The following is a 19,354-nucleotide window of genomic DNA, read 5'->3' as shown; positions in this document are numbered from 1 at the left end:
GGCGAATTTATTCGCCGACGGAGCGGCGTGCTGGCTGAGCGGGCGAATCCCTTCGCCCACCCGAACCCATTTGCCCACTCGGAAGGTGGGTTTCAGCATCCATCGAAGCGCGGCTTGCGCCTGCCGGTGAATGCCTGCATCCCTCCCTTCCGATGGTGCGATGCGCTGGCTACCGCCCAGCCCGGCGAAGTCCCAACACCGGGGCAGGGCGGCGGATCTCAGCGCCGGTCGGCTTCCCGCGCCGATCCGCTCAAGGCGCGCCGACCCCGGCATAACGGATGCCGGCCAGGCTGGCCATTTCCGTTTTCCAGGTAGAAAGGTCGGCCGGCGAGAAGTCCCGCAAGGCAGGGTGCCCGCAAGCCCGCGCCATGATCTCCATCAGGTGCACGCTGCCGGTGAAGAACATCGCCAGGTCGCGCGCCCGGGCCTCGACGTCGAGCTTGTTGACCAGGTGCTGGGTTTGCGTGGCGATGCCGGCCGGGCAGTCGCCGGAGCCGCAGATGCGCGCGCCGATGCAGCCGATCGCCTGCAGGACGCTGTTGGACAGCGCGATGCCGTCGGCGCCCAGGGCCAGCGCCTTGATGAAGTCGGCCGGCGTGCGCAGACCGCCGGTGACGATCAGGGTCACCCCGTCCCGGGCGCCCTTGCGGTAGCCGGCGCCGTCGAGGAACCTGCGTGCCCGGGCCAGCGCGGCGATGGTCGGCACCGAGATGTGGTCGCGGAAGATCGCCGGCGCGGCGCCGGTGCTGCCACCGCGACCATCGAGGACGATGTAGTCGGCCCCGGCCTCGAGGGCGAAGCCCAGGTCTTCCTCGATGTGGTTGGCGCTGATCTTGAAGCCGACCGGAATGCCGCCCATCGCGCTGCGGATGTCGTTGGCAAAAGCGGCGAAGTCGCGGGGCGTGTGGAAGTCGGCGAAGGTGGACGGCGAGATCGCATCCTGGCCGGCCGGAATGTTGCGCGCCCGGGCGATTTCCTCGGTGACCTTGCCGGCCGGCAGATGGCCGCCGGTGCCGGTCTTGGCCGCCTGGCCGCCCTTGAAGTGGAAGGCCTTGACCCGGCCCTTGAAGCGCTCGGCGAACTGGGCGAGGTCGGTGTCCTTCTTCAGGCCGTTGCGCGCGCTGCCCAGCTCGAAGATGTAGCGCGAGTTGAGATCGAGCTCGTCCTCGAGAATGCCGCCTTCGCCCGAGCAGATCGCCGTATCGGCCAGGTCGGCCCCCTTGGCCAGCGCCATCTTGGCGTTGCGCGACAGCGCGCCATAACTCATGTCGCTGACCAGCAGGGGAATGTCCAGCGCCAGCGGCTGGCGGGCGCGCGGGCCGATCACCAGCCCGGTGTCCACCTGCGCGCCGTCCGCCAGGGGTTTGGTGTGGAACTGGGCGGTGAGGATCTGGATGTCGTTCCACCTGGGCAGGGTGTCCTTGGGAACGCCCATGGCGACCATCGGGCCGTGGTGGGTGGCGTTGGGTTGGGCGAGCAGCTGCCGACCGAGTTCGATGGTCTGCAGGATGTCGATCCGGGTGTTTTCGATGCTGGCGGCGATGCTCTTTTCCAGTTCTGCGTTCATGGCGATGTCCTTTTATTTGCTGCGCAGGTAAGCGGCCAGGATGTCCAGGGTCGAGCCGGGCAGTTGCCCGCTGGGCGGCATCGGATAGGTCGGCTCGTTCAGGCGGGCGATGATCCGCTCGGCCACCGCCGCCTTGCGGAAGTCCGTTTCGGTCTGCAGCAGCGGCTCGGCCATGCCGGGGGCATGGCAATAGCTGCAGCGCTCCTGCAGATACTGGAGCGGCTCTTCCTGCACCCGCGCCACTGTCCAGTGGCGATCCCACTGGCAGGTTTGCGGATCCAGGCCGCAGTCGTCGATTTTCAGCAGGGCCTGCTGGTAGCGCTCCAGCGACTGTTTGGCCCGCGACTCGTTCTCTTCCTTGGCCGATGCGCTGTCGACCTTGATCGGCAGGATCGCTTCGTGGGCGATCTTGTTGTCGTGGTAGCTGTAGCTGCGCTGGCTCGCCGAGACGTTCGACAGGTACAGCCGGGTGCGCCACAGCTCGTCGCCGGCCGGCTTGAAGGCGCCGTCCAGGCGCTTGTGCAGGGAGAACAGCGAGTTGATGAAGGTGCTGGCGTACACCGCGTTGCCGATTTCGTGGCACTGCGTGCAGGCCTGCACTTCCTGGCCGACCAGGCGCTTGGGATCGTTCCAGGGCGTGGTCATCAGTTCCTTGTAGTAGCCGTCGCTCTTGTCGGCATCGCTCATCGACAGCAGGAACTTGTTGAGTTCGCTGCTCGGATCGAACGGCGACACCACCGAATAGAGCATCCCCGGCTGGCGCTTGGGCTTGAGCACCCGGCACTGGTATTTGAGCCTTTCCTTGCCGGCGTATTCCTTGGCCAGATGCGTTTCGCAGGCTTGGGTGCTGGAGAAGCTGATGCTGCAGTTGTCGCCGCCGCCGTTCACCAGGCAGACAGGCTCGTTGAAGGGATAGCGCACGAAGGGGCCGGCGGAGTGGCAACCGGTGCAGCCGCCCAGGGTCGGCACCGACCAGTGGACCACCATCCTTTCATCAAACTTCGCGAAGCCCGGCGCGGGCAGCTTGTCGCCGGCGATCAGCGGGATGTCCGCCTCGGTACGGGTGGTTTCGACCGTCTTGCCGTCCTCGGTCACCCGGACCTTCCACTCGCCCTTGATCTTCAGGGTTTCCGTCGGCTGGCCGGCGAAGAAGCAGGTCTTGCCGGTGCTGCGGTTGTAGCCGATCAGGCCGAGTTCGTTGTAGTGCTGGTCCTGGCCGGGGAAGTTGCTGTTCTTGCGGCACATGTAGACCCAGTCGACCACTTGACCGCCCTTGGTCTGGCCGGTCAGGTGCTTGACGCGGTTGCCGGGGACGCAGCCGGCATTGCGCATGTCGCGGAAGATTCCGCTGGGCTTGTCGCAGGAGGTGATGTCGTCGAACAGCTGGGTGTCCGGATTGTGGGTGAGCTGGCCGGTTTCGAGGTTGCGGAACCGGGGGACGCTCGCCGGCAGATCCGCGCCGACCTCGACCACGCTGCCATCGCTCAGCGTGCGCTGGGTGGGAATGAGCACCGCATCCGGGCAGTTGACGGTTTCCTGGGGAAACGGCCCCAGTTCCGCTTCGCAGGCTTCGAAGTATTCCTTGTTGATGGCGACTCTGACCGCGGACGGTGCGGCCACCGGGGTCATTTCCGGCTCGTCGATGGTGGCCGGTTGCGCCACTAAGGCGACAGGGCTGAGCAACAGCGGCAGGAGAATTAGCCTGGATAATATTTTTGTATGCATATCGACCTCCTTGTAGATGAAGTGGCTTGAATCGACCCCTTCCGCACGGCATCCGCCCGCACCACCACGGACCCAGAGGCCACGGGAGAGGTGCGAGACGAAAAATAGACTGCAGAGGATCTGGTCGAATCCAATTACCTGGAGACCGAAAGCATCCATGCCGGGCGGGTGAATCGGCTCGAACAGCCGGTTCGCGAAGCGAGCGGGCGATATTTACAGGAGTGGGCGCGGAGAGTCGAGCGGCGGCCGAAGGTCTGTGATCCGGTGCAAGGGCGAATGAGTGCGCCCCTACCGTGCCGGTGTATCGCCCCAACTCCCTGTAGGGGCAATTTTTTCGCCAAGATTCCCGGCAAGGCGAATGAATCCGCCAGGCCTCAACGCCCCTCGAAGCGCGGCTTGCGCTTGTCGATGAACGCCTGCATGCCTTCCTTCTGGTCGCGCGAGGCGAACAGCAGGGCGTTGGCCTTGCGCTCCAGGGCGAGGCCCGCCTCCAGCGAGGCGTCCATGCCGGCGAGGATCACCTCCTTGATCTGCTCGGCGGCCAGCGGCGGCATGGCGGCGATGTCGCGGGCCATCTCCAGGGCGCGCTCCTGCACCTCGGCGTCGTCGACCAGTTCGCTGACCAGCCCGGCGACCCACGCTTCCTCGGCGCTGATCGGCGCGCCGGTGAGCGCCATGCGCATCGCCTTGGCCTTGCCCACCGCGCGCACCAGGCGCTGGGTGCCGCCGATGCCGGGCATGATGCCGATGCGGATTTCCGGCTGGCAGAACTTGGCGCCGCGCCCGGCGACGATGATGTCGGCGTGCATCGCCAGTTCGCAGCCGCCGCCGTAGGCGTAGCCGCACACCGCGGCGATCACCGGCTTGGGGCAGTGCTGGATCGGCGCCCAGACCCGCTCGGTATGCCGCTGGTAGATGTCGATGGGACCGACCCCGGCCATGCTGGTGATGTCGCCGCCGGCGGCGAACACCTTGTCGCCGCCGGTCAGCACGATGCAGCGCACCGCAGGATCCTCGCCCAGCTCGGCGAAGTGGCGGGAGAGCAGCGCCTGCAGCTCCAGGCTCAGGGCGTTGGTGGCCTGCGGGCGGTTCAGGCGCAGGCGCGCGACCCCTTCGGCGGGGAAGTCGAGAAGCACGGGGAGGAGGTTGTCGGCGGCCATGCGCGACCTCTCTATAAGGCAGGAGGGATGGCCGCATTGTTCGCAGGTACGCCGCCCTCACTCATCGTCCATTTGAACGACGAGTTCGGCGAAGGCCAGTCCCTAGAGTGAAGCCATGCAGCCATGAAAGGAGCCTGCAATGGCCACTCAGAACCTCGATTTCACCGGCAAGGTGGTGCTGGTCACCGGCGGTACCAAGGGCATCGGCGCCAGTATCGCGCAGAGCTTTCTCGCCGCTGGCGCCCGCGTGCTGGTGTGCGGTCGCAACGCCCCGGAGACATTGCCGCAAGCCGACGGCCGCCAGGCCGAATTCCTCGCCGCCGACGTGCGCGACGCCGACTCGCTGGCCACCCTGTTCGCGGTGATCGAGGAGCGCTGCGGGCGTCTCGACGTGCTGGTCAACAACGCCGGCGGCAGTCCGCACGTGCTGGCCGCCGAGGCTTCGCCGCGCTACCACGAGGGCATCATTCGCCTCAACCTGATCGCCCCGCTCAACGTCGCCCAGCACGCCAACCGGCTGATGCAGCGCCAGGAGCAGGGCGGGGTGATCGTGTTCATCGGCAGCATCAGCGCCCTGCGTCCCTCGCCGGGCACCGCCGCCTACGGCGCGGCCAAGGCCGGCGTGCTGGCGCTGGTGACCTCGCTGGCGGTGGAGTGGGCGCCGAAGGTGCGCGTGGTCACCGTCAGCCCGGGCCTGGTGCGCACCGAGCAGGCGCACCTGCACTACGGCGACGAGGCGGGCATCGCCGCGGTCGCCGCCACCATCCCGGCCGGGCGCATGGCCAGCCCCGAGGACATCGGCAACGCCTGCCTGTACATCGCCTCGCCGCTGGCCGGTTACGCCAGCGGCTGCAACCTCCTGCTGCACGGGGGCGGGGAAAGTCCCGCCTTCCTCGCCGCAGCCAATTCCGCCCATCAATGACCGAAGCCGGCGCGCCCGCCGCGCGGCGGGGCGCCCTCAACTCCGAGGAGAACATCTTGGCCGAACAAGAATTCATGCCCGCCGTGCGGGCCATGGTGGGGCGCGAGTACGGTCGCGTCTACGCCTGGGACGCGGTCAACGCGCCGATGATCCGCCAGTGGTGCGAGGTCATGGGCATCGACAACCCGCTGTACCTCGACGCCGACTATGCCGCCAGCAGCGAGCACGGCGGCCTGGTCGCACCGCCGGCCATGCTGCAGGCCTGGTGCCTGGAAGGCCTGCACATGAACAACTATGCGCCGGGCTCCACCGACGAGAACCCCTACGAGGTGCTCAAGCTGCTCGAAGCCAACGGCTTCGCCTCGGTGGTGGCGGTCAACTCGGACCTGAGCTTCGACCGTTACGTGAAACTCGGCGAGAAGCTCTACTACACCACCCGCCTGGACGCGGTGGGTGACGAGAAGACCACCGCGCTGGGCACCGGCTACTTCGTCACCCTGAAGATGAGCTTCTTCTCCGAGAAGCCCGAAGGCGACGAGCAGGTCGGCCAGCTGCTGTTCCGCGTGTTCAAGTTCCGCCCGGCCAACCCGGTCAAGCCGGCCGCCGAGGGCGACAGCGCCCCCGCCGTGCCGAAATTCAAGCGGCCCAAGCCCGGCATCAGCGACGACACCCGCTTCTTCTGGGAAGGCTGCGCCGAGGGCAAGCTGCTGATCCAGCGCTGCACCGCCTGCAACACCCTGCGCCATCCGCCGGCGCCGGTGTGTTCCAGCTGCCATTCCTTCGACTGGGACAGCGTGCAGTCCTCCGGCAAGGGCACGATCTATTCCTTCGTGGTCATGCACTACCCGGAAGTGCCGCCATTCGACTACCCGAACCCGATCGGCCTGATCGAGCTGGAGGAGGGCGTGCGCCTGACCGCCGGCCTGGTCGGCGTCAAGCGCGACGAGCTGGCCATCGGCCAGGCCGTGCAGGTCGAGTTCCACACCTTCGACGACGAACTGATCCTGCCGCTGTTCCGGCCGGTGGCGCAGTGAGGAGCGGACCATGGACTTCGAACTGAACGAGGAACAGCGCGCCATCGCCGAGATGGCCGGCAGCCTGTTCGCCGACTACTGCACGGACGACCGCCTGCGCGCCTTCGACGGCGCCGGCGAGCCGTTCATGGCCGGCCTGTGGCAGAGCTGCGTGGAGACCGGCCTGCACGCCCTGGCCATCCCCGAGGACTTCGGCGGCAGCGGCCTGGGCATGACCGAGCTGATGCTGGTGCTGGAAGCCCAGGGCCGCGCGCTCGGCCAGGTGCCGCTGTGGCGCCACCAGCTGGCCGCCGCGACCCTGGCCAGATTCGCCGCAGGCAGCAGCGCCGAAACCGTGCAGGCCGCCGCCGAGAGCCAGCGCCTGCTGACCCTGGCGCTGGACGGCCTGGCCAACGCCCGTGGCATCGCGCTGCACGCCAGCGAAGTCGAAGGCGGCTGGCGACTGGACGGCACGGTGAGCGCCGTGCCGCTGGGCGCCAACGTCTGCCAGGCGCTGCTGTTGGCCAACGTATGCGGCGCGCCGCGCCTGCTGCTGGTCGACCTGCGCGTCGCCGGCATCGCCAAGACGGCGGGGGTGTTCGCCCAGGGCGAGGCGGTCGCCGACCTGCGCTTCGATGCCGTGGTGGTGCCGAGCGACGCGCTGCTGCCGGTCGCCGCGCTGGACTGGCTGGAAAGCCGCGCCATCGCCGCGTTGGCCGCCCTGCAGCTGGGCGTTTCCGCCGAGCAGATCCGCCGCACCGTGGAGTACGTCAACGAGCGCCGCCAGTTCGACCGCGCCATCGGCAGCTTCCAGGCGGTGCAGATGAGCATGGCCGACGCGCACATCGCCGTCGAAGCGCTGCGCTCGGCGCTCTGGCAGCTGGTCTGGCGTCTCGACGCCGGCCTGCCGGCGACCTCCGAGGCGCTGGCCACCAAATACCTCGCCTGCGAGGCCGGCCACCTGGTCGGCCACAAGGCGCAACACGTGCACGGCGGCATCGGCGTCGACCTGACCTACCCGATCCACCGCTACCTCTACTGGAGCCGCGCCCTGGGCATCACCCTCGGCGGCAGCGCCGCGACCCTCGAGCGCCTCGGCGACTGGCTGGCCAACAACGACAAGCTGGGATGGAAATATGACCTCGAAGAAAACCAAGGCATTTGACGAAGTGCTCCCCGGCCAGGCGCTACCGGAGCTGGCGATCCCGATCACCGTGCAGTTGATCACCGCCGGCGCCATCGCCACCCGCGACTACTTCCCCGGCCACCACGACAAGGACGCCGCGCGCGAGCTGGGCTCGCCGCACGTGTTCATGAACATCCTCACCACCAGCGGCCTGGCGCAGCGCTACGTGGAGGAGTGGGCCGGCCCCGCGGCGCGCTTCGCCGACCTCAAGATCAAGCTGGGCGCGCCCAACTATCCGGGCGACACCATGACCTTCACCGGCGAGGTGAGCGGTCGCGACGAGGCCAGCCGCACCGTGCAGGTGACGCTGAAGGGCAAGAACTCCATGGGCAACCACGTGACCGGCACGGCCACGCTGGTGCTGCCGTAAGGCGCAGGAGAGACAGGATATGACCAGCAATTCGATTTCCGGACGCGCGGCCATCGTCGGCCTCGGCGCGACCGAATTCTCCAAGAACTCCGGGCGCACCGAGCTGCGCCTGGCCATGGAAGCCACCCTGGGCGCGCTGGCCGACGCCGGCATCGACCCGTCCGAGGTGGAGGGCTTCAGCTCCTACACCATGGACAACGTGCCCGAGTACGAGGTGGCGCGCCTGCTCGGCTGCAAGAACGTCAAGTTCTTCTCGCAGATCCCCCACGGCGGCGGCGGCGCCTGCGCGCCGCTGATGCACGCGGCGATGGCCGTGGCCACCGGCGTGGCCAAGGTGGTGGTGGTGTACCGGGCGATGAACGAGCGCTCCTGGTACCGCTTCGGCAAGCCGCACGACTTCGGCGGCGCGCCGATCTTCGACGCGGTCAACTACGGCTGGTACATGCCGCACGGCTTCCACACCCCGGCGGCCTGGGTCGGCATGTTCGCCCAGCGCTACATGCACACCTACGGTGCCACCAGCGAGGACTTCGGCCGCGTCGCCGTGGCGGTGCGCGACTTCGCCGCCACCAACCCGGCGGCATTCTTCTACGGCAAGCCGATCACCCTCGAGGAGCACCAGGCCTCGCGCTGGATCTGCGAGCCGCTGCACCTGCTCGACTGCTGCCAGGAGTCCGACGGCGCGGTGGCCATGGTCATCACCTCGGCCGAGCGCGCCCGCGACCTCAAGCAGAAGCCGGTGATCATCAAGGGCGCCTCGCAGGGCATCGCCGAAGGCCAGCAGAGCATGACCTCGTTCTACCGCCAGGACATCACCGGTCTGCCGGAGATGGGCGTGGTGGCCCGCGAGCTGTACGCGCAGTCCGGCCTCGGCCCGCAGGACCTGCAGACCGCGGTGATCTACGACCACTTCACCCCGTTCGTGCTGCCGCAGCTGGAGGAGTTCGGCTTCTGCAAGCGCGGCGAGGCCAAGGACTTCATCCGCGACGGCCTGCATGCCCGCAGCGGCAGCCTGCCGATCAACACCCACGGCGGCCAGCTCGGCGAGGCCTACATCCACGGCATGAACGGCGTGGCCGAGGGCGTGCGCCAGGTGCGCGGCACCTCGGTCAACCAGGTGGCCGGCGCGCAGAACGTGCTGGTCACCGCCGGCACCGGCGTGCCCACCAGTGGCCTGATCCTGGGCGCGGCCTGAGGAGCGCAACATGTTCGTCGACCTGACTCCCGAGCAACACGCCCTGCGCCTCAAGGTGCGGGACTACTTCCAGAACCTGATGACCCCGGAGCTGCGCAGCGAGCTGCGCGGCAAGGAAGGCGGCGACCTGTACCGCCAGACCATCCGCCAGATGGGCCGCGACGGCTGGCTGGCGGTCGGCTGGCCGAAGGCGCACGGCGGCCAGGGCTACGCGGCCACCGAGCAGCTGATCTTCTTCGAGGAAGCCAACATCGCCGGCGCGCCGCTGCCCTTCGTCACCATCAGCACGGTGGGACCGGCGCTGATGGAGCACGGCAGCGCGGCGCAGAAGGAGAAGTTCCTGCCCGGCATCGCCGCCGGCGAGATCATCTTCGCCATCGGCTACTCCGAGCCGGACGCCGGTTCCGACCTGGCCATGCTGAAGACCACCGCGCGCCCGGAGGGCGACCATTTCGTGGTCAACGGCAACAAATTGTGGACCTCCGGCGCCGAGGCGGCCGACTACATCTGGCTGGCCGCGCGCACCGACCCGGAGCGCCCGCGCCACAAGGGCGTGTCGATCCTGATCCTCGACACCAAGCTGCCGGGCTTCTCGACCACGGTGATCCCGACCTGCAGCAACCCGACCGCAGCCACCTACTACGACAACGTGAAAGTGCCGGCCGACATGCTGGTGGGCGAGCTGAACGGCGGTTGGAAGCTGATCACCGCCCAGCTCAACCACGAGCGCCTGGGCCTGGGCTCCTGGTCGGACAAGGTCGCCGGGCTGTTCCGCCGCGTCTACCTGTGGGCCAGGAGCGCCGACGAGCAGGGTCGCCGCGCGGTCGACCACGGCTGGGTACGCAGCGCGCTGGCCGAGTGCTACGCGCGTCTGGAAGCCATGCGGCTGATCAACTTCCGCATCGCCGCCGACCTCGAACGCGGGCAGATGGGGCCGGCGCTGGCCTCGACCACCAAGGTCTACGGCTCCGAGTCGGCCATCGAGATCCTCCGTCGGCTGTCGGAGATCGTCGGTGCCAACGGCCTGATCCGCGAAGGCTCGGCGGCCTCCCTGCTGCACGGTGAGCTGGACTACGAAGTGCGCGCCTCGGTGACCCTCACCTTCGGCGGCGGCACCAACGAGATCCAGCGCGAGCTGATCGCCCAGTTCGGCCTGGGCATGCCGCGCGCCCGCTGAGGGCAGGCGCACGGGCAATTGCATGACGGGCTTCCGGGCCCGATCCACTGTAGGGGCGAATGAATTCGCCCCTACAGGTCGGCAAATGGGCCCCATGCGAATGCCCGAGTGCACTGCCCGGAGATACCTCCCGTGGCGAACTCCGTTACATTGCCCGTCGGGGGCCGCCTTGCGACAGCCCCCGACGTACGACAGAAGGACAACAAGAGATGAGCGCAATCGACGATTTCCGCCAGGAAACGCGGGCCTGGCTCGAAGCCAACTGCCCGCTCTCGCTGCGCACGCCGACGCCCGAGGGCGAGCTGGTGTGGGGCGGCAGCAAGGTCGAATTCCCCGGCGAAGACCAGCGCCTGTGGTTCGAGCGCATGCGCGACAAGGGCTGGTTCTGCCCGGACTGGCCGGTCGAGTACGGCGGCGGCGGGCTGTCGCCCGAGCAGGTCGCGGTGCTGGAAAGCGAGCTGCGCCGCCTCAAGTGCCGGCCGGCGCAGATCAACCTGGGGATCTGGATGCTCGGCCCGGTGCTGCTCGAATTCGGCAGCGAAGAGCAGAAGCGCGCGCTGCTCACGCCCATGGCGCGCGGCGAGATCCGCTGGTGCCAGGGCTTCTCCGAGCCCAACGCCGGCTCGGACCTCGCCAGCCTGAAGACCAGCGCCCGCGACGAGGGCGACCACTTCGTGGTCAACGGCACCAAGATCTGGACCTCCTACGGCGACAAGTCCGACTGGATGTACGCGCTGGTGCGCACCGATCCGCACGCGCCCAAGCACCTGGGCATCAGCCTGATCGTGCTGGACATGCGCTCGCCCGGCATCAGCGTCAGCCCGATCGACCTGATCAGCGGCAAGTCGGCGTTCTGCCAGGTGTTCTTCGACAACGTCAAGGTGCCCAAGAGCCAGCTGATCGGCCCGCTCAACGGCGGCTGGACGCTGGGCAAGAGCCTGCTGCAGCACGAGCGCAAGGCCATGTCCAAGTTCGGCGAGACCAGCCTGCCGAACCACTTTCACCTGCTGCCGCTGGTCGAGCGCTACCTGCCCGAGCCGCGCAGCGTCGCCGACCAGGCCCTGCGCGCCCGCGCGCTGGCCTGTGCGATGGACGAGCACGCCTACGCCCTCACCGTGCAGCGCATGGGCGAGGAGGCGCGCAGCGGCCAGGACATTTCCGGGCTGATGGCGATCATGAAGCTGGTGCACAGCGAGCAGGATCGCGACAAGTTCGAGATCCTCCTCGACGCCCTCGGCTATCACGCCCTGGGCTGGGAAGGCGACGCCTTCAGCGGCGAGGAGCTGGCGATCACCAAGGCCTGGCTGAACGGATTCGCCCTGACCATCGCCGGCGGCGCCTCCGAGGTGCAGCTCAATGTCATCGCCAAGCGGGTCCTCGGCCTGCCGGACGCCAAGTGAGGAACACGCCATGAGCCTGATTTTCAACCAAGAACAACGGCTGCTGGCCGACACCGCGCGCGAGTTCCTCGCCGCGCGCAGCCCGGTGGCCGCGCAGCGCCGCCTGCGCGACGAAGGCGCGCCGCTCGGCTTCGACGCCGCCCTGTGGGGCGAAATCGTCGGCCTGGGCTGGAGCGCCATCCCGTTCCCCGAGGATTTCGGCGGCCTGGACTTCGGCTGCCAGAGCCTCGGCCCGCTGTTCGAGCAGATCGGCCGCAACCTTAGCGCCAGCCCGCTGCTGTCCAGCGTGGTGCTGGCCGGCTCGCTGCTGCAGCTGGCCGGCAGTGCCGCGCAGCAGGAGCGCTGGCTGCCGGCGCTGATCGGAGGCGACAAGCGCCTGGCCCTGGCTATCGACGAAGGCGGCCGCCACGACCCGCTGGCCACCGAGCTGCACGCCGAGCGCTGCGAGAGCGGCTGGCGGCTGTCCGGCGCCAAGCTGTTCGTGGTCGACGGCGTGCAGGCCGATGGCTACCTGGTGGTGGCGCGCACCGCCGGCCAGAAGGGCGAGGCCGCCGGTCTCAGCCTGCTGCTGGTCGAGGCCGGCACGCCGGGGCTCACCGTGCGCCCGGCGGCGCTGATCGACTCGCGCAACTGCGCGCGCCTGCAGTTCGATGGCGTGCTGGTTGGCGCGGATGCGCTGGTCGGCGAGGCCGATGGCGCGCTGGCCGTGCTGGAAACCGCGCTGGATCGCGGCCGCGTGTGCCTGGCCAGTGAGCTGCTCGGCGCCGCCGAGACGCTGTTCGCCACCACCCTCGACTACCTGAAGACCCGCGTGCAGTTCGACGCGCCCATCGGCTCGTTCCAGGCCCTGCAGCACCGCGCCGCGCGCCTGTACGTCGAGCTGGCGCTGGCGCGCAGCGCGGTGATGGCCGGTCTCGCCGCGCTCGACGACGCCAGCCTGTCCGCCGCCGAGCGTGCCCGTCTGGCCAGCCTGGCCAAGTGGAAGGCCGGTCAGGCCGCCGACAAGGTGAGCAACGAGGCGGTGCAGATGCACGGCGGCATCGGCGTCACCGACGAGCTGGACGTCGGCCTGTACCTCAAGCGCATCCGCGTCGCCCAGGCCTGCCTGGGCGATGCCGACTACCACTGCCAGCGCTATGGCGTGCTGCTCAGCACCAAGGCCTGAGAACGGGAGACTGTCATGACCGTGGAAAACTGGCAGGGCGCCTGGCGGCAACTGATCGGCCCCGGCTCGCCCTACGAGGTAACCAGCGCCGGTGACGGCGGCCCGCGTGCCTTCCGCAACGCGCAGCCGGACCTGCTCACCGCGCTGAACGCCGGGCGCGCGCACGGCGAGCGCGAGTTCGTGGTCTGGGAGGCAGAGCGGCTGACCTTCGCCGAGTTCTTCGCCCAGGTCGACCGCCTGGCCGCGCAGCTGCGCAGCCGCTTCGGCGTGCACAAGGGCGACCGGGTGGCCATCGCCATGCGCAACCAGCCGGCCTGGCTGGTGTCCTTCGTCGCCGCGGTGGCCAGCGGCGCCATCGTGGTGCCGCTGAACAGCTGGGGCCAGCGCGAGGAGCTGCTGCACGGCCTGGAGGACAGCGGCGCATGCGTGCTGTTGTGCGACGCGCAGCGCCTGGCGCTGCTCGCCGATGACCTCGCGCCGCTCGACCTGCAGGCCATCGCGGTCGACGCGGGGGAGCAGGGCGCGCGGGTGCACGACTACGCCGCGCTGCTCGCCGAGGACGTGGCGCCGCTGCCGCCGCTGGCGTTCCAGGCCGGCGACCCGCTGCTGATCCTCTACACCTCCGGCACCACCAGCAAGCCCAAGGGCGTGCTGTCCACCCACGGCGCGGTGTGCCAGGCGCTGGCCGCCTTCGAGTTCCAGGGCGCCTTCGCCGCCATGAGTTCGCCGACGCGCATCCGCGCGCTGCTGGACAGCGGCTTCGCGCCGACCTCGCTGATGGCGGTGCCGCTGTTCCACGTCAGCGGCCTGCACGCGCAGTTCCTGCTGGCCCTGCGCAGCGGTCGGCGCCTGGTACTGATGTACAAGTGGGACGCCGAACGGGCCATCGACCTGATCGAGCGCGAGCGCTGCACCCAGTTCAGCGGCTCGCCGGCGATGATGCAGCAGCTCCTGGCCGCGCCGCGCTTCGCCAGCCCAGCCACCGCCAGCCTGTTCGGCCTGGGACTGGGCGGCGCGGCGGCGACGCCGGGCCTCTTGGCGACCCTCACCGAGATCAAGCCGAGCCTGATCGGCGGCAGCGGCTACGGCATGACCGAAACCAACGGCGTGGCCGCGGCCATCGGTGGCGACCAGTTCGTCTACAAGCCGGCCTGCGTCGGCTGGCCACTGCCGATCGTCGAGGTGCGCATCGGCGATGCGCCCGATGCGCCGCCGGCGCCCGGCGTGGAAGGGCAGATCTGGCTGCGCTCGCCGACCCTGATGAGCGGCTACTGGGACCAGCCCGACGCGACCGCCGAGGCGTTGCACGATGGTTGGCTGGCCACCGGCGACGTCGGCTGCGTGGACGAGGAGGGCTTCCTGCGCATCACCGACCGCCTCAAGGACCTGATCAACCGCGGCGGCGAGAAGATCGCCGCCGCCGAGGTCGAGGCCTGCGCCAGCGGCCTGGACGGGGTGATCGAGGCGGCGGCCTTCGCCGTGCCGGACGAGCGCATGGGCGAGGCGGTGGCGCTGGTGGCGCGGGTACGCGAGGGCAGCGGGGTGGACGAGGTGACGCTGCACGCGCACCTGGCCGCGCACCTGGCGGCCTTCAAGGTCCCCGAGCACCTGCAGGTACAACACGCAGAGCTGCCGCGCAACGCGTCCGGCAAGCTGCTCAAGCGCGAACTGCGCGAGGACTTCGTGCGCCGCTTCCTGGCCTAGAACTGCCGTTTTAGACGCGTTCCCCATAGCGCCCGCACCCGAGCTTCCCCGGAAGTCTCGGGTGCGGGCGTTGGCGTTTTTCCGTCGCCGCAACAGCGCACGCGAACTCCCGACGGACGCGATTTTTTCTAGTCCTGACGGACGATGAGTTGGAGAAGCCCCATTGGGAAACATGGGCCACGGCTCGATTGCCGGACCACCCCATCGGAGACCTACAACAATGAACAGAAAAGGTGTTGTGCTAGCGGTAGCGCTGGCGATCAATGCAGGCCTGATCGCCAGCGCCCATGCCAAGGTAAGCCCCGAGGAGGCTGCCAAACTCGGCAAGGAGCTCACCTGCACCGGTGCCGAGCGTGCGGGCAACGCGGACGGCAGCATCCCCCCCTTCACCGGCAAGTATCTGGGCGAGGTGCCCGGCTGGAACCACGTGAAGTACTCCGGCAGCCAGCCGGTCGATCCCTATGCCAACGAGAAGCCGGTGCTGGTGATCACCGCGCAGAACATGGCGCAGTACGCCGAGCGCCTGAGCGAAGGCCAGAAGGCGCTGTTCAAGCGCTATCCGGAAACCTACAAGATCAACGTCTACCCGGGGCACCGCGATTACCGCTACCCGGACTACGTCTGCGAGCGCGCGAAGAAGAACGCGCTGACCGCCGAGATCGAGAACGACGGCATGGGCGTCAAGGGCCTCGGCCAGGTGCCGTTCCCGATCCCCAAGAGCGCCATGGAAGTGCTGTGGAACCACCAGCTGCCGGTGCGCGCCTTCACCGAGGACAACATCCGCGACATCGCCAGCGTGCTGCCCAACGGCAAGATCGCCTGGGGCCGCACCTGGCAGCGCAACCTGTCGCAGGCCAACGATCCCAAGGTCGAGCCGGACACCGCCACCGGCATGCAGGCGATGAGCTGGAACACCACCCTCTCGCCGCAGCGTGAGAAGGGCACCATGAACATCGCCCACGAGCCCTACAACTTCGTCACCAGCGACCGCCAGGCCTGGACCTACAACCCGGGCACCCGCCGCGTACGCCAGCTGCCGGGCTACGGCTTCGACCAGCCGATGATCGGCACCAACGGCACCATGATCATCGACGAGGACCGCCTGTTCAACGGCTCCCCCGAGCGCTACAACTGGAAGCTGCTGGGCAAGCGCGAGATGTACGTGCCCGCCAACACCTTCAAGGCCAACAGCGGCGCGATCAAGTACGCCGACATCCTCACCCCCAACCACCCCAATCCCGATGTCATGCGCCACGAGCTGCGCCGCGTCTGGGTGCTGGAGGCGACCATCAAGGAAGGCTTCCGCCACCTGTACAGCAAGCGCGTGATGTTCGTCGACGAGGACACCTGGAACGCGGTGATGGCGGACAACTACGACTCCCGCGGCGAGCTGTGGAAGTTCGCCTTCATCAACTACTACTACCACCCGGACATGAGCGCCTGGCAGGCCGGCTCGTCCTTCTACCACGACCTCAACTCCGGCCAGTACGTCGGCTACACCCTGACCAACGAGTCCAAGCGCGGGCCGATCCTCAACGAGGGCAAGTTCGTCCCCACCATGTACACGGCCGACGCCATCCGCGCCCAGGGCCGCTGAGGCTCAACGAGTCGCTCCGTTTGGCCGCTCGCCCTCGGGCGGGCGGCTCTTTTTTGTCGAGAATCGCCACGAAGGGTCCGCAGGACTGCCGCGCTTTCCGGCGGACTTTTCGTACGTGCCGTCATCACGAAGGAGAGAGGGATGGGCAAGCTGCAGGACAAGGTCGCCATCGTCACCGGCGCCGGCATGGGCATCGGTCGCGGCATCGCCGGGGCGCTGGCGCGCGAAGGCGCCAAGGTGCTGGTGGCGGAAATCGACGAGCAGGCCGGCGCCGAAACCGTGGCCTGGCTGCGCGACACCTGGGGCGTCGACGCCGCCTTCCAGCCCGTCGACGTGACCGACAAACAGCAGGTGCAGGCCATGGTCGCCGCCGCCGTCGAACGCTTCGGCCGCCTGGACATCCTGGTCAACAATGCCTGGCGCGGCTCGGGCTTCGCGCGCCTGGAGACGCTCAGCGACGAGCGCCTGCGCGGCGCCTTCGACATGGCGGTGATGGCCGCCTTCTGGGCCATGCAGGCGGCACTGCCGGAGTTCAGGAAGGTCGGCGGCGGGCGCATCATCAACCTGTGCTCGCTCAACGGCGTCAACGCCCACCTCTATACGGCCGACTACAACGCCGCCAAGGAGGCCCTGCGCACCCTGACCCGCAGCGCCGCCCGCGAATGGGCCGCCGAGCAGGTGTGCTGCAATGTGATCTGTCCCGGCGCGGTCAGCGAGGCCTATCGCAAGTTCGCGGCCGCCAATCCGGACAACGCCACAGCCATCGCCGCCACCAACCCGATGGGCCGGGTCGGCGATCCGCTCGACGACATCGGCCCGGTGGCCGCCTTCCTGGCCAGCGACGACGCCCGCTACCTGACCGGCAACACCCTGTACGTCGACGGCGGCGCGCATATCAACGGCGTGGCCTGGGCGCCACAACTGAAAGACTGACCGCGCAATCCATTCGCCCTGGCGGAGTATTTTGGGCGAATCGATTTGCGCGAACGACGATGAACTGCGGGGCGCTGTAGGGGCGAATTCATTCGCCTGACAGGGCCGCGCTGGCGAATGAACTCACCGCGCCGATGCCTTGCGTCGCGGCCCCGGCAACCGAGCTAAACACAATTATTAGAAGAGGCGAGAATCATGGAAAAGGCGGGTGGCCCGCAGGGGCATCAACAGATCGAGGCTGGCGACGGACTGCAACTGCAGCGCCGGCAACTGCTCAAGGCCGGCGCGATCCTCGCCGGCGCCAGTCTATTGCCGCGTTTCGGCTTCGCCGCCAGCGGGCTGTCGCAGGGCGAGTACCTCGAACTGGACGCCACGGCGATGGCCGAGCAGGTGCGCCGCGGCGCGATCAGTCCCGAGGAGCTGCTGGCCGCCGCGCTGGCGCGCTGCGATGCGGTCAACCCCAAGGTCAATGCCGTGATCATGCGCCACGACGACTACGCCCGGCGCCTGCTCGCCGCGCGCAGCGGCCAGGGGCTGGCCCGCGAGGGCGCGCTGGCCGGCGTACCTTTCCTGCTCAAGGACCTCAATACCTACCTGGCCGGCACCTCGACCACCAACGGTTCGCGCTTCTTCAAGGACGCCGCGCCCGCGCCACACACCAGCACCCTGGCGGCCCGCTACGAAGCGGCCGGCGCGGTGACCTTCGGCAAGACCGCGGTACCCGAGTTCGGCCTCACCACCACCACCGAATCGCTGCTCTGGGGGCAGACCCGCAACCCCTGGAACCTGGCGCACAGCGTCGGCGGCTCCTCGGGTGGCGCGGCCGCCGCGGTGGCCGCCGGCATCGTTCCGGCCGCCCATGCCACCGACGGCGGCGGCTCGATCCGCATCCCGGCGTCCTACTGCGGCGTGTTCGGCATGAAGCCCAGTCGTTACCGCACGCCCAGCGGCCCGGGGCGTTTCGAAGGCTGGTTCGGCGCCAGTGTCGCCCACGTGGTATCGCGCAGCGTGCGCGACTCGGCGCTGCTGCTCGACGTCGGCCAGGGCCACGAGCCGGGCAGTCCCTACTGGCTGCCGCCACTGGAGCGGCCCTTCGTCGACGAGGTCGGCCGCGATCCGGGCAAGCTGCGCGTGGCGCTGCTCGACCAGTCGCTGACCGGCGTGGCGCTGGACGCCGACGTTCGCCGGGTGCTCGACGAGACGGTCAAGCTGCTGCTGTCGCTCGGCCACGAGATCGAGCAGATCCCGCTGCCGGTGCAGCCGCAGCAGGTGTTCGGCGCCCACGGCGCGGTCACCGGCACGGCCCTGCTGAGCTCCATCCGCGACCGCGAGCAACTGCTCGGCCGGGCGGCCGGCGAGGCCGACCTGGAAAAGGTCACCCACAAGGTGATCGAGCGCGCCCGGACCGTGACCGGCGAGGGCCTGTACCGCGCCCGCCGCTCGTTCGAGGAGATCAGCCTGGCGATGGAGACGCTGTTCGAGCGTTTCGATGTGATCCTCTCGCCGGTTACCGCCACGCTGACGCCCGAACTGGGCAGGCTCAGCCTCGACCAGCCGTACGAGAGCTACGCTCAGGCCGCCATGGGCAGCGCCGCCTTTACCGTGGTCGCCAACGTCAGCGGCCAACCGGCCATGTCGGTGCCATCCGGCTGGAGCGCGAGCGGCCTGCCGGTGGGCATGATGTTCACCGCGCGGCTGGGCGGGGAGGGGCTGTTGTATCGGCTGGCCGGCCAGCTGGAGCGCGAGCGGCCGTGGCAGGGGAGAAGGGCGGCGATCTGAGGATCGCTGCTGCCAGCGCCGCCCGGCCATGGGCGACGCTTTGCGCGCCCTTGTGGCGCGCCTGCTTTCGGGGGCTGCCTGAAATTTCTATGTTCCAGTGTTGACAATGGCCGGAATGGCTGTATTATTCGCGGCCCTGCTTAGCCGTGGTTGTTCACCGGCAAAGCATAAGCGATTGATTTTGAAGATAAATTTTCTGAAATCAACGCTTGACGAAACGAAAAGCCGCTGTAGAATGCGCGGCCTCGGTTGAGACTCAGCGACAAGCTGAGTTGGCGATCGAAACGCTCTTTAACAAGTTGAATCAAGCAATTCGTGTGGGTGCTTGTGAGGCAAGACTGAGGATCGCAAGATTATCAGCATCACAAGCAACACTCGTGAATTCGAGAGTTTTTTTGCGATTGCTGAGCCAAGTTTAGGGTTTTCTCAAAACCCGATCAGTATTGAACTGAAGAGTTTGA

General features: G+C 68.4%; 15 protein-coding genes. 12 read left to right on the top strand and 3 right to left on the bottom strand.

The window, feature by feature from the left end:
• Positions 1–250: 250 nt before the first annotated feature.
• The 3 genes from LMJ29_RS15155 to LMJ29_RS15145 all read right to left on the bottom strand — a co-directional run bounded on the left by LMJ29_RS15155 (position 251) and on the right by LMJ29_RS15145 (position 4,452).
• Complete coding sequence (locus LMJ29_RS15155; RefSeq protein ID WP_229606357.1) at positions 251–1,567, bottom strand: FMN-binding glutamate synthase family protein; 1,317 nt, start codon at positions 1,565–1,567, stop codon at positions 251–253.
• A 12-nt stretch (positions 1,568–1,579) separates the two neighbouring features.
• Entirely contained in the window at positions 1,580–3,292 is a 1,713-nt protein-coding gene (locus tag LMJ29_RS15150) for a c-type cytochrome (RefSeq protein ID WP_229606356.1), read from the bottom strand.
• 374 nt (positions 3,293–3,666) lie between these two features.
• The gene (locus LMJ29_RS15145; RefSeq protein ID WP_229606355.1) at positions 3,667–4,452 is read right to left on the bottom strand and encodes an enoyl-CoA hydratase; all 786 of its coding nucleotides are present in this window, start codon (positions 4,450–4,452) and stop codon (positions 3,667–3,669) included.
• 139 nt (positions 4,453–4,591) lie between these two features.
• On the opposite strand from LMJ29_RS15145, the gene LMJ29_RS15140 reads away from it, so the two are divergent.
• The 12 genes from LMJ29_RS15140 (at position 4,592) to LMJ29_RS15085 (ending at position 18,893) form a co-directional block, all read left to right on the top strand.
• On the top strand, positions 4,592–5,374 hold the full coding sequence (locus tag LMJ29_RS15140) for an SDR family oxidoreductase (protein WP_229606354.1): 783 nt from the start codon (positions 4,592–4,594) through the stop codon (positions 5,372–5,374).
• A gap of 74 nt (positions 5,375–5,448) precedes the next feature.
• On the top strand, positions 5,449–6,408 hold the full coding sequence (locus LMJ29_RS15135; protein ID WP_377655666.1) for a bifunctional MaoC family dehydratase N-terminal/OB-fold nucleic acid binding domain-containing protein: 960 nt from the start codon (positions 5,449–5,451) through the stop codon (positions 6,406–6,408).
• Between the two features lie 10 nt (positions 6,409–6,418).
• Positions 6,419–7,552, top strand: a complete 1,134-nt coding sequence (locus tag LMJ29_RS15130) for an acyl-CoA dehydrogenase family protein (protein WP_229606352.1) — start codon at positions 6,419–6,421, stop codon at positions 7,550–7,552.
• Positions 7,524–7,943, top strand: a complete 420-nt coding sequence (locus LMJ29_RS15125; protein ID WP_229606351.1) for a MaoC family dehydratase — start codon at positions 7,524–7,526, stop codon at positions 7,941–7,943. The genes LMJ29_RS15130 and LMJ29_RS15125 overlap by 29 nt, the downstream gene beginning before the upstream one ends.
• Before the next feature lie 19 nt (positions 7,944–7,962).
• Positions 7,963–9,138 carry a lipid-transfer protein gene (locus LMJ29_RS15120; protein ID WP_229606350.1) on the top strand — a complete coding sequence of 392 codons (1,176 nt, stop codon included), beginning with the start codon at positions 7,963–7,965 and terminating at the stop codon, positions 9,136–9,138.
• 10 nt (positions 9,139–9,148) lie between these two features.
• Complete coding sequence (locus tag LMJ29_RS15115; protein WP_229606349.1) at positions 9,149–10,315, top strand: acyl-CoA dehydrogenase family protein; 1,167 nt, start codon at positions 9,149–9,151, stop codon at positions 10,313–10,315.
• 209 nt (positions 10,316–10,524) lie between these two features.
• Positions 10,525–11,715: an acyl-CoA dehydrogenase family protein gene (locus LMJ29_RS15110; protein WP_229606348.1), complete on the top strand. Its 1,191-nt coding sequence runs from the start codon at positions 10,525–10,527 to the stop codon at positions 11,713–11,715.
• Positions 11,716–11,725: 10 nt separating this feature from the next.
• Positions 11,726–12,880: an acyl-CoA dehydrogenase family protein gene (locus LMJ29_RS15105; RefSeq protein ID WP_229606347.1), complete on the top strand. Its 1,155-nt coding sequence runs from the start codon at positions 11,726–11,728 to the stop codon at positions 12,878–12,880.
• A 15-nt stretch (positions 12,881–12,895) separates the two neighbouring features.
• A complete protein-coding gene (locus LMJ29_RS15100) occupies positions 12,896–14,584 on the top strand; it encodes a class I adenylate-forming enzyme family protein (RefSeq protein ID WP_229606346.1) in 1,689 nt (562 codons plus the stop codon).
• Between the two features lie 220 nt (positions 14,585–14,804).
• A complete protein-coding gene (locus tag LMJ29_RS15095; protein ID WP_264758923.1) occupies positions 14,805–16,181 on the top strand; it encodes a DUF1329 domain-containing protein in 1,377 nt (458 codons plus the stop codon).
• Between the two features lie 141 nt (positions 16,182–16,322).
• Entirely contained in the window at positions 16,323–17,114 is a 792-nt protein-coding gene (locus LMJ29_RS15090) for an SDR family NAD(P)-dependent oxidoreductase (protein WP_229606344.1), read from the top strand.
• Between the two features lie 195 nt (positions 17,115–17,309).
• On the top strand, positions 17,310–18,893 hold the full coding sequence (locus LMJ29_RS15085; RefSeq protein ID WP_229606343.1) for an amidase: 1,584 nt from the start codon (positions 17,310–17,312) through the stop codon (positions 18,891–18,893).
• Positions 18,894–19,354: the final 461 nt, after the last annotated feature.

The sequence above is a fragment of the Pseudomonas oryzagri genome (assembly GCF_020831405.1).
GTDB lineage: Bacteria > Pseudomonadota > Gammaproteobacteria > Pseudomonadales > Pseudomonadaceae > Geopseudomonas > Geopseudomonas oryzagri.
Note: the sequence above shows the minus strand (reverse complement) of the source record. Positions and strands in the feature narration are given on the sequence as shown.

Excerpts from the sequence above, each read along its gene's own strand:
- LMJ29_RS15155 (WP_229606357.1), bottom strand. The coding sequence starts at position 1,567 with ATGAACGCAGAACTGGAAAAGAGCATCGCCGCCAGCATCGAAAACACC.
- LMJ29_RS15150 (WP_229606356.1), bottom strand. The coding sequence starts at position 3,292 with ATGCATACAAAAATATTATCCAGGCTAATTCTCCTGCCGCTGTTGCTC.
- LMJ29_RS15145 (WP_229606355.1), bottom strand. The coding sequence starts at position 4,452 with ATGGCCGCCGACAACCTCCTCCCCGTGCTTCTCGACTTCCCCGCCGAA.
- LMJ29_RS15140 (WP_229606354.1), top strand. The coding sequence starts at position 4,592 with ATGGCCACTCAGAACCTCGATTTCACCGGCAAGGTGGTGCTGGTCACC.
- LMJ29_RS15135 (WP_377655666.1), top strand. The coding sequence starts at position 5,449 with ATGCCCGCCGTGCGGGCCATGGTGGGGCGCGAGTACGGTCGCGTCTAC.
- LMJ29_RS15130 (WP_229606352.1), top strand. The coding sequence starts at position 6,419 with ATGGACTTCGAACTGAACGAGGAACAGCGCGCCATCGCCGAGATGGCC.
- LMJ29_RS15125 (WP_229606351.1), top strand. The coding sequence starts at position 7,524 with ATGACCTCGAAGAAAACCAAGGCATTTGACGAAGTGCTCCCCGGCCAG.
- LMJ29_RS15120 (WP_229606350.1), top strand. The coding sequence starts at position 7,963 with ATGACCAGCAATTCGATTTCCGGACGCGCGGCCATCGTCGGCCTCGGC.
- LMJ29_RS15115 (WP_229606349.1), top strand. The coding sequence starts at position 9,149 with ATGTTCGTCGACCTGACTCCCGAGCAACACGCCCTGCGCCTCAAGGTG.
- LMJ29_RS15110 (WP_229606348.1), top strand. The coding sequence starts at position 10,525 with ATGAGCGCAATCGACGATTTCCGCCAGGAAACGCGGGCCTGGCTCGAA.
- LMJ29_RS15105 (WP_229606347.1), top strand. The coding sequence starts at position 11,726 with ATGAGCCTGATTTTCAACCAAGAACAACGGCTGCTGGCCGACACCGCG.
- LMJ29_RS15100 (WP_229606346.1), top strand. The coding sequence starts at position 12,896 with ATGACCGTGGAAAACTGGCAGGGCGCCTGGCGGCAACTGATCGGCCCC.
- LMJ29_RS15095 (WP_264758923.1), top strand. The coding sequence starts at position 14,805 with ATGAACAGAAAAGGTGTTGTGCTAGCGGTAGCGCTGGCGATCAATGCA.
- LMJ29_RS15090 (WP_229606344.1), top strand. The coding sequence starts at position 16,323 with ATGGGCAAGCTGCAGGACAAGGTCGCCATCGTCACCGGCGCCGGCATG.
- LMJ29_RS15085 (WP_229606343.1), top strand. The coding sequence starts at position 17,310 with ATGGAAAAGGCGGGTGGCCCGCAGGGGCATCAACAGATCGAGGCTGGC.